The 15,569-nt window shown below is 66.3% G+C and carries 11 protein-coding genes and 3 pseudogenes; 6 read left to right on the top strand and 8 right to left on the bottom strand.

Translation table 11 applies throughout. From position 1 onward, the window contains the following. Nucleotides 1–474: 474 nt before the first annotated feature. Nucleotides 475–615 (top strand): annotated as a pseudogene (locus LV780_RS18360) (IS3 family transposase); the annotation flags it as partial. On the opposite strand, the gene LV780_RS18355 reads toward LV780_RS18360, so the two are convergent. The 4 genes from LV780_RS18355 to LV780_RS18340 all read right to left on the bottom strand — a co-directional run bounded on the left by LV780_RS18355 (nucleotide 599) and on the right by LV780_RS18340 (nucleotide 6,888). Next, nucleotides 599–4,438, bottom strand: a complete 3,840-nt coding sequence (locus tag LV780_RS18355) for an amino acid adenylation domain-containing protein (protein WP_108222477.1) — start codon at nucleotides 4,436–4,438, stop codon at nucleotides 599–601. The pseudogene LV780_RS18360 and the gene LV780_RS18355 overlap by 17 nt on opposite strands. Then, nucleotides 4,431–5,027, bottom strand: a complete 597-nt coding sequence (locus tag LV780_RS18350) for a YdcF family protein (RefSeq protein ID WP_233864046.1) — start codon at nucleotides 5,025–5,027, stop codon at nucleotides 4,431–4,433. Before LV780_RS18350 ends, LV780_RS18355 begins: the two co-directional genes overlap by 8 nt. A gap of 199 nt (nucleotides 5,028–5,226) precedes the next feature. After that, complete coding sequence (locus LV780_RS18345; protein ID WP_180325234.1) at nucleotides 5,227–5,373, bottom strand: hypothetical protein; 147 nt, start codon at nucleotides 5,371–5,373, stop codon at nucleotides 5,227–5,229. A 45-nt stretch (nucleotides 5,374–5,418) separates the two neighbouring features. Then, nucleotides 5,419–6,888, bottom strand: a complete 1,470-nt coding sequence (locus LV780_RS18340; RefSeq protein WP_233864044.1) for a GntP family permease — start codon at nucleotides 6,886–6,888, stop codon at nucleotides 5,419–5,421. Between the two features lie 449 nt (nucleotides 6,889–7,337). Here LV780_RS18340 and LV780_RS18335 point away from each other — a divergent pair, with 449 nt between their 5' ends. Further along, a complete protein-coding gene (locus LV780_RS18335) occupies nucleotides 7,338–8,210 on the top strand; it encodes a DMT family transporter (RefSeq protein WP_108222474.1) in 873 nt (290 codons plus the stop codon). Between the two features lie 373 nt (nucleotides 8,211–8,583). On the opposite strand, the gene LV780_RS18330 is transcribed toward LV780_RS18335, so the two are convergent. Beyond that, the gene (locus tag LV780_RS18330; RefSeq protein ID WP_011910416.1) at nucleotides 8,584–8,856 is read right to left on the bottom strand and encodes a hypothetical protein; all 273 of its coding nucleotides are present in this window, start codon (nucleotides 8,854–8,856) and stop codon (nucleotides 8,584–8,586) included. Nucleotides 8,857–9,138: 282 nt separating this feature from the next. Here LV780_RS18330 and LV780_RS18325 point away from each other — a divergent pair. Beyond that, nucleotides 9,139–9,723, top strand: a pseudogene (locus LV780_RS18325) (IS110 family transposase); the annotation flags it as partial. 117 nt (nucleotides 9,724–9,840) lie between these two features. Here the strand turns inward: LV780_RS18325 and LV780_RS18320 are convergent. After that, a protein-coding gene (locus LV780_RS18320; protein WP_117345046.1) for an IS3 family transposase occupies nucleotides 9,841–10,928 on the bottom strand; the annotation gives its coding sequence in 2 pieces (ribosomal slippage) (nucleotides 9,841–10,667 and nucleotides 10,667–10,928; 1,089 coding nt in all). A 70-nt stretch (nucleotides 10,929–10,998) separates the two neighbouring features. On the opposite strand from LV780_RS18320, the gene LV780_RS18315 reads away from it, so the two are divergent. Next, the gene (locus LV780_RS18315; protein WP_205029390.1) at nucleotides 10,999–11,238 is read left to right on the top strand and encodes a hypothetical protein; all 240 of its coding nucleotides are present in this window, start codon (nucleotides 10,999–11,001) and stop codon (nucleotides 11,236–11,238) included. A 500-nt stretch (nucleotides 11,239–11,738) separates the two neighbouring features. Here LV780_RS18315 and LV780_RS18310 read toward each other — a convergent pair whose 3' ends face one another. Continuing rightward, complete coding sequence (locus tag LV780_RS18310) at nucleotides 11,739–12,185, bottom strand: type II toxin-antitoxin system VapC family toxin (RefSeq protein WP_108222805.1); 447 nt, start codon at nucleotides 12,183–12,185, stop codon at nucleotides 11,739–11,741. Nucleotides 12,186–12,188: 3 nt separating this feature from the next. Further along, nucleotides 12,189–12,431, bottom strand: a complete 243-nt coding sequence (locus tag LV780_RS18305) for a FitA-like ribbon-helix-helix domain-containing protein (RefSeq protein WP_108222806.1) — start codon at nucleotides 12,429–12,431, stop codon at nucleotides 12,189–12,191. Nucleotides 12,432–12,804: 373 nt separating this feature from the next. Here LV780_RS18305 and istA point away from each other — a divergent pair. Together istA and istB are read left to right on the top strand one after the other, a co-directional pair. Beyond that, nucleotides 12,805–14,338, top strand: a pseudogene (istA, locus tag LV780_RS18300) (IS21 family transposase). After that, nucleotides 14,335–15,198 (top strand): IS21-like element helper ATPase IstB, encoded by an 864-nt coding sequence (gene istB, locus LV780_RS18295; protein ID WP_101339570.1) that lies wholly within the window; start codon nucleotides 14,335–14,337, stop codon nucleotides 15,196–15,198. Before istA ends, istB begins: the two are co-directional and overlap by 4 nt. Nucleotides 15,199–15,569 lie beyond the last annotated feature (371 nt).

The raw sequence follows: 15,569 nt of genomic DNA, 5'->3' as shown, positions 1-15,569 counted from the left end.
TAGCGTCGCCTGCGTCTCGTCGGGCAAAGGCTCCTCCAGTCCGGCGTTGGAAGCGATCCGGCGGCACAGGGGGCTCGAAGAGGTCGAGGCAGCTCGCGGTGTGGTTCGGCGCGGCATGGGCATCTCCCGGAATTGCGTTCAAGGATGGCGATCCTGCGCCCGAATCCGCCGATCCCGACGGCCCGCCGCCCGCGTCCGCCGTATCATTCAGCAGAGCTGCCAGGCCCGCCAAAGCCCCGAGCGATGCGAACGGGGCCGTCTTCAGCACCCCGTGGTGACTGGCTGGCAGGTCGAACATCCAGGCCGGAACCTCAAGACCGCGAGCGGAGGCAACGCCCGTCAGGCTGCCGCGAAATCTCGCCTCGCCCGCCTTCTCGACGGCCTCGTGAACATAAACCCGACGGCCTGCCCATCAATGCCAGGGATCGAGAAGCGTCCGTTCCTCCGTCCCGTGGGTGTTGTGTGATCGAGTTGTACAACACAAGGCGCCCGCATTCATCGCTCGGCTACCAAACCCCGGCACCACGGGCGGTGCAGTGGCCGGCTTCGCCACCCGCCCCCGCTACGCCGGACACCCAGACCGTGGCGCCGAGACCCGTCATGCAGCAGGATTGAAATCGGACCGCCCCATGGGGGCAGGCCAGTCGAGGTGACGCAGGATCGTCGCGGCGAGGGCATCGACATTCTCGGGCATGAAATAGTGCCCATGCGCCCCGGGGATGATCTCGACATGATGGCCCGCAGGATAGGCGGTGCGGAACACCTGTTCCGGCGCATTCATCTGACCATAGGGATTGAGATAGCTGCCCGCGCCGAAGAGAAGCAGGGTGGTGCCCGGATAATGGAAGAAGCGGCCCTGCTCCATGAGGATGGTCAGGGCCACGTTACGGCCTTGACGCATCAGTTCCAGCCCGGCTTCGCGGATCACGAGGCCCCCCTGGCAATTCCCGCCAAGGAACAGGGGGCCGGTCGGGGCGATGGCCGTGATCTCGTCGGCATAGAGCCGGCCGAGCGCCTTGAGAGTGTCGGCACTGTATTCGACGGCAAGATGTCCCGAGCGCAATCCGAACAGGGACGCCGCGTCGCCCAGACTCTCGCTCAGCCGCGAAAGCTCATGGCCTGCCTGGAAGCACCAGAAGAGCTTCGGACGCGGCCGCTCGTCGGCCAGGCTCCGCACCAGCCCGGCTTTGCCAAGCCGCCGGCCTGGCCAGGTCGCGAGATATGGCATGATCCTGGCGGTCAGCGCATCCTCGATGCCGGGCGACGAGGGGGCATGTGGGGCCTTGAGCCGCGCATCCACCATCAGGGCCAGGACTTCGACGGTATCGAAACCGGCCTCGAACCCGGCATCGAGCGTGATGCCGAAGGCGTCCTCGATCGCGAACAGGAGGTTCGCCATCGACAGGGAGTCTATTCCGGCATCGCGCAGGCTGTCGCGCGTGCCGGCGACGGCATTGGCCCCGGCCTCCCTGTCGATCAGCGCCATGAGCTTTGCCTCGGTCGCGGTGCCGGTGGTGCGGGCATCCGGTGGCTGCGTCACCTGGGGCGGCACCGGCAACGCGCTGCGGTCACGCTTGCCATTGGCGTTGCGCGGAATCTCGGGAACCGGAAGGAAGACCGAGGGGACCATCCAGGACGGCAGGTGCTGCAGCAGTTGCGCGCGCAGCTCGACCGGATCGAGCAAGGGCGCGCCGGGCATCAAGACCACATGGGCGATCAGACGATCGGGCGAATGAGGAGAGGAGGCGAGCGAGACGGCCGCGTCAATCACGCCGGGCAGGCGGCAAAGGCCCGCCTCGACCTCGCCGGCCTCGATGCGATAGCCATTGAACTTCAACTGGCTGTCCATGCGCCCCAGATAGACGAGCGCGCCATCGGATCCGACCTTTGCCCGGTCTCCGGTGCGATAGATGCGGGTCGTGCCCTGGCCGGGGATGTCGACCACCGGGAACTGCTGCCCGGTCAGCGCGGGCAGGTGCCGATACCCGTTGGCCAGGCCAGGCCCGAACAGGCAAAGCTCTCCCTCCTGTCCCGGTGCGGCGAGCTGGAGGGTCTCATCCATCAGGCAGGCCCCCATGTTGTCGAACGGCCGTCCGATGGCGACCGGCTTGCCGGGCGCGCAAATGGCGAACAGAGCTTCGACCGTGGCTTCCGTCGGCCCATAGGCGTTGATGAAGGTGCGGCCTTTCCCCCAGCGCTCGACCAGCGCGGGCGGGCATGCTTCGCCCGCAACGATCACATGGGTCAGATGCGGATGCTCTGCCTGCGGAACGATCGCCAGGGCCGAAGGCGTCAGCGAGAGATGCGTCAGCCGGGCCTGCGCGATGAAGCGACCGACGGGCGGGCCGGGGATCGCCTGCAAATCCGAGGGATAGACAAGGCAGGCTCCACCGACCAGCGCCATGGCCATGTCCCCCACCGAGACATCGAAGCCGAAGCCGCTGATCTGCGAGACGCGCGCGCTGGCGGTGATCTGGAAGTGCCGGGCCGCCGCGACCGCGTAGTTGGCAAGCGCGCCGCGCGAGATCTCGACCGCCTTGGGCTGTCCGGTCGTCCCGGAGGTGAAGATCATGTAGGCCGGCGCATCCGCCGCAGTTTCCTGCGGTCGCCAACAGGCCTCGGGCCGGCCGTCCCGATCCGGCAGCTGGCCGCAATTCACGATGCGAAGGCCGGTATCCGGCAAGGCAGGGCTTGCGGCATTCACGACGACCGTCCGCACGCCGGCGGTCTCCAGCATGGTGCGCAGCCTCTCGTCCGGCAGGGTCGGGTCGAGCGGCACGAAGATGGCGCCAAGCTGAAGAATGGCGAGGAACGCGGTCACACGGTCCACCGTCCGGCCAAGGCAGACACCTACGCTGTCGCCGGCCCCGACACCGGCTGCTGCAAGGGTTGCGCAGAGGTCATCGGTTCTGAGCACAAGATCCGCGTAGCTGAGACGGCGGTGCCCCATGTCAACGGCCGGCGCCGTCGGCTGCCGGTCGGCGTGCGCGGCGACGAGGGTCAGCAGATCGGGCGGCAAGGGCCGCCTCTCTCCGATCAGGACGCTCGGTGCGGGTGCAGACATGCGCGCAGACGGTCGCGAAAGGGCCTCGGCAATCCGCTGAGCGATGGCCGCACCGCTGGCTCCCGCCATGACGACAAGCGTGTCGTCGCTTTGCAGATCGTCCTTCAACCGCAACAGCAGCTCTGGCATGCCCGAGACGTGTTGGCAGGGAAGCCCCACGGAACGGCAGGCATCGGCCAGCGCGGCATCTCCGTTCCCCGCTTGCACGGCCTCGCCGAGCGCCGCCACCGGCAGGATGTAGCTGCGGTCCGCCGCACCCAGGGCCTGCGCGAAGCGCAAGGCCATGCGCGAGACCCGGCTGTGCAATTGAGGCTCAAGGATCGCGATCAGCCGCCCTTGCGTCGTCTCGCGAAGGACGGCGATCGAGGCCGCAATCTCGGTCGGGTGATGGGCAAAGTCGTCGAAGACGCGCGGCTGGCTTCCCGTGCCAATGCGGCTCAATCGCCGCGCGATCCCATGGAAGTCGGCCAACGCGCCGGCTGCGGTCCGGAACCCGATGCCAAGGGTGAGCGCCATTCCAAGAGCCGCCAGCGCATTGAGCAGGTTGTGGCGCCCCGGAACGGCCAGAGACAGCGCCCCCAGTTCAGTTCCGTGCAGGAAGACGGTGGCGCTTCCATCCCCGGCCTGAACCGCCCGCAAGGCATTCTCATCGCGAAAGCCATAGGTGAGGGCCGCACAGCGCGCCTCGCGCAGGATATCGACGGCCTGCAGGTCGTCCCCGCAGGCCACCGCCCGACCCTCCGGCGGCAGTCGCGACAGGAAGGCTGAAAAGGCGCGCCTCAACCCGCTCGGCCCGCCATAGTGATCCGCGTGATCATCATCGAGATTGGTGAGGATGGCATGCGAGGGCAGCCAATGCGCCAGAGCGCCATGAGCTTCGCAGGCTTCCGTCACGAAGGGCGCGTCGGGCGCACCCAGTCGCGCGGGGACAATGCCGGGATCTGCAAAGGATGCCCCCAGCATGTAGCCGAAATCGCCCTTTCCCGCGGCGCTCAGGATGTGGATGAGCATCGCCGTCACCGTCGATTTGCCATGGCTGCCCGCCACGCAGATCGTGAGACGGTCGGCGATCAGCTCGGCCAGCATCCGGGCGCGGGTCTTGACGGGAATGCCATCGCGCCGCGCCGCTCGCCGTTCCACATGGGTCTCGGGAATGGCCGGGCTTGCCACCACACAATCCGCGGCCCGCGCAAGGGTCGGATCGGCCCCCGAAAGGACCGCGATCCCCTGCGCTTCCAGAAGGGCGAGACGCGCGGGGGCGCAGAGGTTGTCGCTGCCGGTGACGGGGTGGCCCGCCTGCTTCAGCAGGAGCGCCAGAGGCAGCATGCCGCTTCCCCCGACACCGATCAGGTGCAGCCGGGCGAGGTCAGACATCGCCCAGGTCTCCCTTGAGTGCATATTCGCTGATCTTTCCCAGTTCGGCGAATACGCGCTGCCGGCCCTGCGCTGTCTGCCACCAGGTTTCCGCAGACAGATCGCCGGGATCGTCCGGGGGCTGGGCCACCAGCCGCACATCGGCCGGGACGTGGCGGCGAAGGGTCATGATCGCGCGGCGCATGTGAAAGGGCTTGGCGCAGACCGCAAGACTGCGGACCTTCGCCCAGCCCAGCTCCCTCTCGATCACAGCCGCACCGAAAGCCGCGTTTTCGGCGGTATTGCGGGCGGCCTTCTCAAGCAGCAGCGCGCTTTCCGCCACGCCCGCGTCGAGTGCGTGATCGCGGTAAAAGGACCATTCCGCCGATCCATCGACGGCAACCCCCGCGCCCGAGATCAACAGTTTCGGGGTCAGCCCCGACTTGTAGAGTGCGATGGCCGGATGGAGGCTGCTGATCGTCGGGCTACAGAGGACAAATGCCAGATCCACGGGTTCCGGGCGGCATTTCCTGAACAGGAAGGCGCTGATGGCCGTGCGGCTGTCGTATAGATCCATACCGCGTCCCTCAGTTCTGCGCAGGCTTTTCAAGGGTCGGAACATACGCGATATCGACCTTGGGGCGATCGGGAACGGCGGCGGTGCAGTGGCGTTGACACGGGCCGCTGCTCGACCGCATCTGCGTCAGAGGGCCTCGTTGCCGTGCCCCCGCCTTTCATCACCTGACACCAGTGCCGGTGTTCAAACAGCGGCGAAGACCGTCGTCGGATCGGCCGGAATTGGCGCAGCCTCAGATCAAGGTCGCAGCACGCCGATCGGCCGGGAGCCGCACCGGCTCGGCCGGCGTCACCGGGTTGAGGCGCGAGGTCTGCTCGTCGGCGACCAGCGTCCCCGGTTCGAGAAGCAGTGCGCGGAAGATCGCCCGTTGGGCGACCATCGTGGTGGCCGGCCTCAACGGCAGCCGGAACAGCGGCTTCAGACTTCAGAACGCTCCGAGCGCCATGCCCAGCCCCATGATCAACACACAGGCCAGCGTAGGAGCCAGCACGGCCACCATGAAGATGTCGCCGTAGGCTTGCCGATGCGTCATCCCGCAGATTCCCAGAAGCGTGATAACGGCTCCGTTGTGAGGGAGTGTGTCGAGGCCACCGGTCGCCACCGAGACAACCCTGTGCAACAGCGCGGGATCAACGCCCTGTGCCATCGCCTGCTCCAGCAACGAAGGCCCCAGCACATCCAGCGCAATTGACATGCCGCCCGATGCCGATCCGGTGATGCCCGCAAGCGCACTGGACGACAGTGCCGCTGTCACCACGACATTTCCGCCCGACAGCCCGTCGAGGCTCTGGCGGAGCACCTCGAAGCCCGGCAGAGAGGCGATAACCGCCCCGAACCCGACCAGACTTGCCGTGTTGAACAGGGGCAGCAAGGCCGACTCGGCCCCATCGTTCAGCGTTTTCATCATCTGCGGCGGGCGGCCCAGAACCAGCGCCAGCACAAGCGCGATCGTCAGGGCGGCAATCACGGACCAAAGCCCGCCCACGCGCCCAAGATCCGTCCCCCCATAAAGTGGCAAAGCAAGATATTCCGTCTCGAGCGCAGGCAGCACCACCCAACCCATGGCAAGCGTCACCGCCGCAACCGACAGGATCGGCACGAGCGCGGCCCAGAGTGGCATGGGCACGTTCCGGGGCGGCGACGGGTGCATCTGGGGCGGTGTATCACCTGCCAGAACCCGGGCGCGATAGAGCAGCCAGACCATCCCCAGCCCCAGCATCGCCGCCGCCGCGATTACCCCAAGGCCGGGTGCCGCAAACGGCGTGGTACCGAAGGTCGCCATTGGAATGGCGTTCTGGATCGACGGCGTGCCGGGCAGCGCGGTCATCGTGAAGGTGAATGCACCCAAGGCGATGGTCGCCGGGATCAGGCGCGCGGGCAGGCCGGTTTCCGCAAACAGCGCACGCGCCAGCGGCCAGGCGACGAAGGCCACGACAAACAAGGACACACCACCATAAGTCAGGACCGCGCAGGCCAGGACCACGGCCAGCAGTGCGTTCGCGGGCCCGACCGCCGTCGCAATGGCGCTGGCCAGGATCCGTGCCGCACCCGAGGCATCCATGACCTTGCCGAACAGCGCCCCCAGCAGGAACAGCGGAAAGAACGAGACCACGAACCCGCCAGCCGCTGCCATGAATACTTGCGTATAGGCCGCGAGCACAGGCTCGCCGGCCGCCAAGGCTGCCAGCGCCGCCAGCAGTGGCGCCAGAACCAGCACCGACAGGCCCGCCCAAGCCCCAGCGATCAGGAGCCCGAGTGCGAGAAGGATGAGAAGGACCGTCATGCGATTTCCCGTTTGCTGCGATGCAGCATAGACGGTGACGGCTTCGGTGCCAATATTCAGCTTTCGGTGCCAGCCAGCGCTCGTCTCGCCTTCTGGAAACGCCGGCGTCATACCATGCCCGAAGCCACAGCGAGACGCGGTTGCGGCATCTCGCGGGCTTCGAGAAGCCCATCATTGCACCTGATCCCGAACGCCGGATCTGCGCTCCGCGGCATTTCCAGCGCGGCGCCTGCAGGGTCGCAGTCGGCGGTCGGCCCGGACCATGTGCCGCTGCGCGGCGGCGGGGCAACACCGGGAACCCTGCACTTGTGCCGTCTGTCGCGAGACAGGCCAGCCAATGCCGTGGCTGCGAAAGAAGCTGCCAGCCGGGCCTTGATCGCCCGACCAGATCCTGGTTAGGCTCCGGCATCGACCGAGTGGTAACTAGGGTTCCGGGCGATCCGCCGCAGGACCGAGCGTTGCAGAGACCGGGGGAGTTCCCTGGCTGCACCCAAGGGACAAAAGCCCAGGGGAGGAGACGTCGAGATCAACCGCGCCTACCGGCGCATAAGGGGGTCTCCATGACGCTTGCCTCGCTGTTTCTTGTCGTTCTCGCATCCTTCATACATGCCAGCTGGAACCTGCTCGCCAAGAAGGCCGCATCGGTCGGGCCGGTCTTCGTCTTCGCCTACAACCTGATCGCCTGCGTCGCCTACGCGCCATGGGTGCTGTATCTGCTGGTCCATGGTGGCATCATCTGGACCTGGACGGGCATCGGGTTCGTCCTTCTCAGCGGGTTGATCCATCTGGCCTACAGCCTGTGCCTGCAGCGCGGCTATCAGGTGGCCGATCTGTCGGTGGCCTATCCCGTGGCGCGCGGGACAGGGCCGATGCTCTCGACCCTCGGGGCGTTCCTGATCCTCGGCGAGACACCCTCCGGCACCGGTCTGATCGGGCTGGCCCTGGTCGTCGCGGGGATCCTGCTGATCGCCTCCCGGGGCAGCCTGGCCGCCTTCACGCGCCCCAGCGGGCAGGCCGGGATCCGCTGGGGCACCGCGACAGGCGGCCTGATCGCGAGCTACACGGTGGTCGACGCCTTCGCGGTGACGGCGGTTGGTATCGCGCCGGTGGTGCTCGACTGGTTCTCGAACCTGCTCCGGTTTTTCCTGCTGCTGCCGCTGGTGATCGCCCACCCTCGCCGCGCCATGAGCGCGATGCGGGGACATTGGAGCACCGCCATCGGAGTGGGCCTTCTCTCTCCGCTCTCCTACATCCTGGTGCTGGCCGCTCTGACGGATGGGGCACCGCTCAGCCTGGTGGCTCCCATGCGCGAGATGTCGATGATGGTAGGGGCGTTGATGGGAATGCTGATCCTGCGCGAAGCGGTGGGGCGGTGGCGGCTGGTCGGGTGCGGAGTGCTGATCGCAGGTGTGATCCTGCTGTCGTCATCCTGACGCCCCGACGGTCTGTCATGAACTCCTCCCGCCAGGTTGCCGCGCAGGATCCGCCTGACCAACGCCCGGCTGAGGCGCATCGTTTCGCAGGCAAGGCCGAACCTCAGGGTCCGGCGTGCAAATCTTGCCCCACCGGGCATGGCGCAGTTGGCGGCGAAGCGCAGTTGCGAGCTTCCCACCTCTGGCCTGCCCTGCCAAGCGCGACAACAGACAACAAGACGCTTCCGATCCGAACTGGGCGGTCGCCTCTACGAGGCCACTCCCGAGTAGCAGCCGATGGACCACGGCGCAGCGACGACCTGCGCCGGTCCTGCTTGGACCTTCCAGCTCGCCGCCGCATGGTATGGGCACCGACGCGGTGGGCCGGGCGCGCTCAGAGCGTGTCGGCCAGCGCCTCGAGCTTGCCGCCGCTGCTCGCTTCCGTCTTGACGCAGTGCTTCAGTCGCTGCCCCAGCTCGGGCTCCTGAACACTTGCTCTCACCTCAGTCAGGGAGTCGTCACGCGCAAGCTCGCGCTGCGCCGTGATCAGCGCCCGGCGCATCCCGACCTCATGCGTGTTGAAGCGCTCGAGGATCCGCGTCCCGCGTTCATCGACCTGGCGCAGCACTACGCCGGTCATCGTCACATCAAGTGCCAAAAATCCCATCTCAAACTCCTCTCTTCGGAGGCATCAATGCGGCACTGGCGGAGATGTTCCGGCCGCTGCGCCGGATGGACCGCCGGGAATAATGCTGGCGGCGGGCGCGCCGGAGGCACGAAGCGCCTGCAGGGCCGCCAAGCCGGGAGTTTCCACACATGGGGTAATCGCGGGAGCCGGTCCTGCTGGCCGCTGCGTGCGGGGAATTCGAGACGGGTGGTTGTTCCCCGGCAGGATGCAGATACGGGCTCACGATGGACACCGGGCCCAGACATCGAATGGAGAACCACCATGTGCGACTATATCGGTCTGGACGTATCCCTGAAAGAGACGGCGATTTCCGTGCGCCGCGACGGCCGGCGGGTCTGGCGTGGCAAGTGCCCCTCTGATCCTGGTGCCATTGCTTCCGTTCTGCGGCGGCGCGCGCCAGGTGCAAAGCGGGTCGTGTTCGAAACGGGCCCGTTGTCGGTCTGGTTTTTCCATGCCCTGAGCGCCGAAGGGCTGCCGGCGATCTGCATCGACGCGCGGCATGCGAAGGCTGCGCTCGACATGGCGCCGAACAAGACCGATGCCAATGATGCCGACGGTCTGTCCCATCTGGCCGAGATCGGGTTTTACCGCGAGGTCCGCGTGAAGGGGTACGACAGCATGCTGGTGCGCACCCTGGTCGCGGCGCGCAGGCGCCTGGTCCGGGTTTCGACCGAGCTTTCCAACCAGATCCGAGGCCTGATGAAGACGTTCGGCCTGATCGTGCCAAGTGCCAAGGGAGGCCGGTTCGAGACGGAAGTCCGGCGACTTCTAGCGGGACGGGGCAGCATCGAAAACGCCCTGCTGCCCCTGCTGGAGGCCTGGATAGCCCTCGCAGACAAGAAAGCCCCTGCGATATGACGTCCGATCAGATCACGGCCTCGGCCCTGAGCCGCCGATAGGCCTTCTCCGCGCAGCCCTCCAACCGGTAATCCTCCCGGTTTTAGCGGGATCCGGCCGTAGAATTCACGCGGCCATCTTCAGCTTCATGGCAGGTGTGACCCCGCCGATGCCCATGTTGGGGCGTTCATTGTTGTAGTTCCAGAGCCATTCGGTGGCGATCTGCTGCACTTCCTCGATGGTTTCAAAGATGTAGAGGTCCAGCCATTCATGCCGGACCGTCCGGTTGTAGCGCTCGACGTAAGCGTTCTGCTGCGGCTTGCCGGGCTGGATGTAGGTCAGGGCGATGCCCTGCTTCGAAGCCCAGGTCATCAGCGTGGAACTGACGTATTCCGGGCCGTTGTCCACCCTGATCGCCAAGGGCTTGCCGCGCCACTCGATGATCTGGTTCAGCGACCGGACGACCCGCTCGGCGGGCAGCGAGAAGTCGACCTCGATACCCAGACCTTCGCGGTTGAAGTCGTCCAGCACGTTCAACAGCCGGAACTGCCGCCCATCCGCCAGCCGATCGGCCATGAAATCCATCGACCAGACCAGGTTCGGCGCCTCGGGCACGGCCAGTTCCTCGGGCTTCTCCCGCTTCAGCCGTCGCCGCGGCTTGATGCGCAGGTTCAGTTCCAGTTCGCAGTAGATCCGATGGACCCGCTTGTGGTTCCAGACGTGCCCTTTGACGTTCCGCAGGTGCAGGAAACACAGCCCGAACCCCCAGGTCTTGTGGACATTGGTCAGCCCGACCAGCAGGTCTGCGATCATCTCGTTCTCTTCGTCGCGCTTCGGGCTGTAGCGGAAACAGGTCTCGCTGACGCCAAACGCCCGGCAGGCCAGCGCGATGCTCACACCCTTCGTCGCCACCGCCTTCTCGGCCAGCTCGCGGCGCTGAGCTGGCCGCGTCACTTTTTTCCAAGGGCCTCGCGAAGCAGGTCGGCCTGCATACTCAGGTCGGCGAACATGCGCTTCAGCCGCCGGTTCTCGTCCTCGAGGGCCTTCATCTGGCTCATCATGGACGCGTCCATGCCGCCATACTTCGCCCGCCACTTGTAGAACGTCGCAGTGCTGATCCCATGCTCGCGGCACAGTTCGGCCACGGCCAAACCGCCCTCCGCCTGACGCAGCACGCCCATGATCTGGGCTTCGGTGAAACGGCTCTTCTTCATCGGAATCTCCTCGTCCATCCTGCCGAGAAAATTCTACTTCCGCATCCCTCTAACCTTGGGGAGGATTACCGTGGAACTTGTCGAGTTCATCAGCGCCAATTCCGACAACATCGACTATGGCGAGAAGATCTGGGTCGACAACGGAACCGAGGAAGGCATTACGACCTTCACCGACCGCGGCGTCGAATGCCTGCAGGAACTCCTCGCCGACATCCGTACCTGGAATGGCGGGATCCTCGGGTTCCTGCGTGCCGAAAAGTGCGAACCTGACGTCATCGAGCGCATCATGGCAGATGAGAAAAGCCGGTAAGTCCAGACGGCCCTCGGCGTCAGCTTACGGTTGGCATCCAATAGTAAACGTTGACATCAATATGCTGGACATTCAGCCGTTCAGACAAGGCCGCGCCCAGTGTCGACACGCCCGAGCACGATGCACCGAGAAGATACAGTTTTGGCTTCACGATTATCCCGCTTGCTGTCAGGGCATCCTCTTGCTTCGCGTCCAAGCGGCGGCGAACTTTCCTCCGCAGACGCTGCCTGGCCCTGCATGCCCCGGCGCGTATGAACGACGTTCTGCGGAAGCCACGTTGCGGCGTCGCTGCGCTCTCGACCGGGCGTTCCGGACCGAGCGCGCCAAGTTGTCACGCAGGCCGGGGCGGCAGGGAGTCCGCTGCCTTCGCATTGCGTCGCTCTCGACACGGGTCGCGGAGGCCGCTTTCGCCAATTGCCGCGGATGCAGTGCTGCAACATCACAGGCGGCTCTCGCCTGAAAGCTGCCCCTGTGCCGGCATCTCCCCTTCATGCGCGAAATCATGGCTCCCCTACCGGAAGTCTCGATGTGCCGATCCAAGGGTTGATCAGCTCGACGCCGCAGCCGTCGAAGTCCTTTGTGTTCCGGGTTACGACTGTTGCGCCTGCGGCCCGCGCGATGGCGGCGATCTGGCAATCGGCTTCAAAGATCGGCCGGCCCGCGTTCCGGCGCAATGCGGCGATGTCTGCATAGGCCCGGGCAGCCCGACTGTCGAAGGGCAGGACGCGGCCAGGGAAGTCCTCCGCGATCATTCCCTCCAGTGCCGACTGAAGCTTGTCGCGTCGCTGCCCGTTCGGCAGGAATGCCACGCCCGCACGCAGCTCGGCCTCGGTGACGGCAGAAATGACCAGGTTGGCCGGATCCTGGATGCCAAACCAGTCGAGGACCGTTGCGGCCGGCTCAACACGCATGAGTTCGGATATGACGTTTGTGTCGAGCAGGAGCATCGGTCAGTCGAAGTCGGGCGTGCTGCGCATCGGGCCGCGGCTCGGCGGCACCAGATCTATTCCCCCTGCAGCGGCGAACCTGGCATGGATGGCTCGGCCAAGGTTCCTCGGCGCGTTTGGCTGTCCCACGACCTGTCGCAGGATTTCCCGGGCCTCCTGTTCCATCGAGCGGCCGTGCTCAGCGGCGCGCACGCGCAGGCGTCGCTTCACGTCGTCGTCAAGGTTGCGGATCGTTATGCTGGCCATGCCGCTCTCCAGTTTCCCGCTATAGTAAGCACTGATTGCATTGCAATCAAGACGCGGGTGGCTCCCCACGCGCGGCATGGCTATGATGATGGGTTGGGCAGCCCCTCCTGACGGCACTTGTACCACTATGAGCCCGACGGGATCAGGAGTGTATGGCCATGAACGAAGTATCGATCATCGGCGTGTGATGAGCGACAACCAAGTTGGCCGAAACCGTCAGGCAAGTTGGCCGCTGGGTTCAGCCGGAGGACGGGCGTAGCCCGTCCCGGAGGCTGAACCCAGCGGCTGGCCCTCGTTTCGGGGGAGAAGGGTAGGTGCTGGCCGCTGCGGGCCGGTAGGGTCGAGGTCTCTGCTACCAAACGGAGATCCGACCGTGCCGGGCAAACCCGTCACCGACCAGCAAGTGAGAGTCTACATGACCGACCGTCTCCAGCACAGCCAGCGTGTCGCCGCCGCCCGCGCCGGCTTCAGCGAACGCACCGCCCGCCGCATCGATGCCGATCCGCGCCTTCCATCGCAACGTCCGGCCCCCCGGGGCCGCACCGTGCCCGACCCGCTCGAGGCGGTGTGGGAACCGGTGCTGCTGCCGATCCTCGCGCGTGATCCAGCCGTTCAGGCCGTCACCCTGTTGCGGCACCTTCAGACGAGCGATCCGGAGGCCTTCCCCGACGACCGCGTGCGCCGGACGCTCGAGCGGCGCGTCCGCGACTGGCGTGCCCTGAACGGACCCGAGCGCGACGTGATCTTCCGCCAGACGCCGGAACCCGGCCGGATGGCGCTGTCGGACTTCACCGATGCGAACGAACTCTGCGTGACGATCGCGGGGCAGCCGCTTGAGCAGCGCCTCTACCACTTCGTCCTGGCCTACAGCGGCTGGGAACATGCCGCCGTGGTGCTGGGCGGCGAGAGCTTCCCGGCGCTGGCCGAGAACCTCCAGAACGCGCTCTGGACCCTTGGCGGAGTGCCTGGCGAGCATCGCACCGACAGCCTGTCCGCAGCTTATCGGAACCTCGATGCCGAGGCCGCGGCGGACGTCACCAAGCGCTATGACGCCTTCTGCGCCCACTACGGCATGCTCGCCAGCCGCAACAATCCGGGCGAGGCGCACGAGAATGGATCTGTCGAGGCCCACAACAACCACCTGAAGGTCGCCCTTGATCAGGCCCTGATCCTGCGCGGCTCCCGCGACTTCGCCGATCTCGCCAGCTGGCGCCGCTTCGTCGATGAACTGGTTGCTCGACGCAACCGCCGGCGCGAGTCCGCGGTGCGCATTGAGATGGCGGCGCTCAGGCCGCTGCCGGCCCGGCGCACCACCGACTTCACCGAGGTGGTCGCGCGGGTCACGAAGACCGGGGGCTTCCTGGTCCACCAGGTCTTCTACTCGGCGCCCTCCCAACTGATCGGCAAGCGGTCGAACCGGAGGTTCGCCTCCGGCGAAACGGGTCCATGTCTACGACGACCGGATCGAGGCCTTTCTCGGAGCGACCCCTGTCGTCACGCACCCCCGCCGTCGCGGCCGCGATGACGGCACCCGCGTCCACTGCGTCAACTATCGCCATGTCATCCACGCCCTGCGCCGCAAGCCGCAGGCGCTGGCCGGTTCCGTTTACCGCGACGGCCTGTTCCCGCGATCGGAATACGCCGAGGCCTGGGTCGCGTTGTCCGCCGCCTTGCCGCGTCGCGACGCCTGCCGTCGCATGGTCGATCTGCTGTGGCTCGCCCATGAGGAGGGCTGTGAGGCTGAACTGGCCGCGCTGATTGCCCAGACCCTCGGTCATGGCGAATTGCCCGAAGCCCATGCGCTAAGGAGTAAGCTGGAGCCGCGCCGGCGCGAGCTGCCCGACGACACGCCCGTCAACCTCACCGATCTCGCCCGCTTCGACGAACTGCTGGAGGCGCGCGCATGACCGCCGCTGCCCCGCGCCCCGTCGATGTGCATGCGTTGCCCGCCATGCTCACGGCTCTCCGCCTGCCCAGCATCCAGCGCCACTGGACGATGCTCGCAGACCGCGCCGACGCCGAGGGCTGGCCCGCGTCGCGCTTCCTCGCAGCTTTGGCCGAGGTCGAGCTCGCCGATCGCGATGCCCGCCGCATCCAGCGCCATCTGCAGCAGTCCGAACTCCCCGGCGGCAAGACGCTGGCAACGCTCGACTTCAAGGCACTGCCCGGCGTGACCCGGGCCCGCATCGAGGCGCTGGCCGCCGGGGATTGGGTTGAGACCGGCGCCAATCTCATCGCCATCGGCAACTCGGGCGCCGGCAAGAGCCACGTTCTCTGTGCCATCGGCCATGCTCTCGTCGAGGCCGGCAAGCGCGTCCTCTACACCCCCACCACCGACATCGTGCAGAGGCTGCAGGCCGCCCGCCGCGATCTGGTCCTCGAGGCCGCACTCGCGAAGCTCGACAAGTTCGACCTGATCATTCTCGACGACATCACCTACGCCCAGAAGGACCAGGCCGAGAGCTCGGTGCTCTTCGAGCTCATCGCCCGGCGCTACGAGACGCGAAGCCTCGCCATCGCCGCCAACCAGCCGTTCAGCGCCTGGAACCGCGTCTTCCCCGATCAGGCCATGACCGTCGCCGCCATCGACCGGCTGGTTCACCACGCCACCATCCTCGAGATGAACGGCGAGAGCTTCCGCCGCCGCGCCGCCGCACGACGCCGATCCTCCGAGCCTGTCGCTGCGCCGACAGCCTCCAGCGACAACATCGGCGTCGAAGCCACCGACAACATCAACGACAAGCTTAGGGAGATCAGCGCCGAGTAACACCAACGACCGCAGCGGTCAAAACCGGCCATCCTGGTTGTCGGTCACGGCCAAGAAGGTTGACGCTCTACAGGCGTGGACCTGGCCAAGCAGGTCTTCCCAGTTCACGGCGCAACAGCCCAGGGCGAAGTTGCGTTTCGCAAGAAGTTGTCGCGCAGCAATTCCTCGCCTTCACCCGCCTCGACCCGTCACAATGGTAATCGGCGCGCACGGCCAACGCCATCGAGCGGCTCAACGAGGAGTTCCGCCATCGGGTCAAGGCCGAGGCTGTGTGGAAACTCCCGGCTTGGCGGCCCTGCGGGTGGTTTCGTGTGTCGGCGTGGCCGACGATCGGTCAGGAGCCGTCAAGGACATCTCACCGTTTTTCGGGC

The organism is Cereibacter azotoformans, from assembly GCF_021391315.1.
Lineage (GTDB): Bacteria > Pseudomonadota > Alphaproteobacteria > Rhodobacterales > Rhodobacteraceae > Cereibacter_A > Cereibacter_A azotoformans.
Note: the sequence above shows the minus strand (reverse complement) of the source record. Positions and strands in the feature narration are given on the sequence as shown.

Bases quoted from the DNA above. Each gene is read 5' to 3' on its own strand.
- LV780_RS18345 (WP_180325234.1), bottom strand. From the start codon at position 5,373: ATGGTCGCCCAACGGGCGATCTTCCGCGCACTGCTTCTCGAACCGGGG.
- LV780_RS18305 (WP_108222806.1), bottom strand. From the start codon at position 12,431: ATGGCCAGCATAACGATCCGCAACCTTGACGACGACGTGAAGCGACGC.
- LV780_RS18340 (WP_233864044.1), bottom strand. From the start codon at position 6,888: ATGACGCCGGCGTTTCCAGAAGGCGAGACGAGCGCTGGCTGGCACCGA.
- LV780_RS18335 (WP_108222474.1), top strand. From the start codon at position 7,338: ATGACGCTTGCCTCGCTGTTTCTTGTCGTTCTCGCATCCTTCATACAT.
- LV780_RS18330 (WP_011910416.1), bottom strand. From the start codon at position 8,856: ATGGGATTTTTGGCACTTGATGTGACGATGACCGGCGTAGTGCTGCGC.
- LV780_RS18355 (WP_108222477.1), bottom strand. From the start codon at position 4,438: ATGTCTGACCTCGCCCGGCTGCACCTGATCGGTGTCGGGGGAAGCGGC.
- LV780_RS18310 (WP_108222805.1), bottom strand. From the start codon at position 12,185: ATGCTCCTGCTCGACACAAACGTCATATCCGAACTCATGCGTGTTGAG.
- istB (WP_101339570.1), top strand. From the start codon at position 14,335: ATGACCGCCGCTGCCCCGCGCCCCGTCGATGTGCATGCGTTGCCCGCC.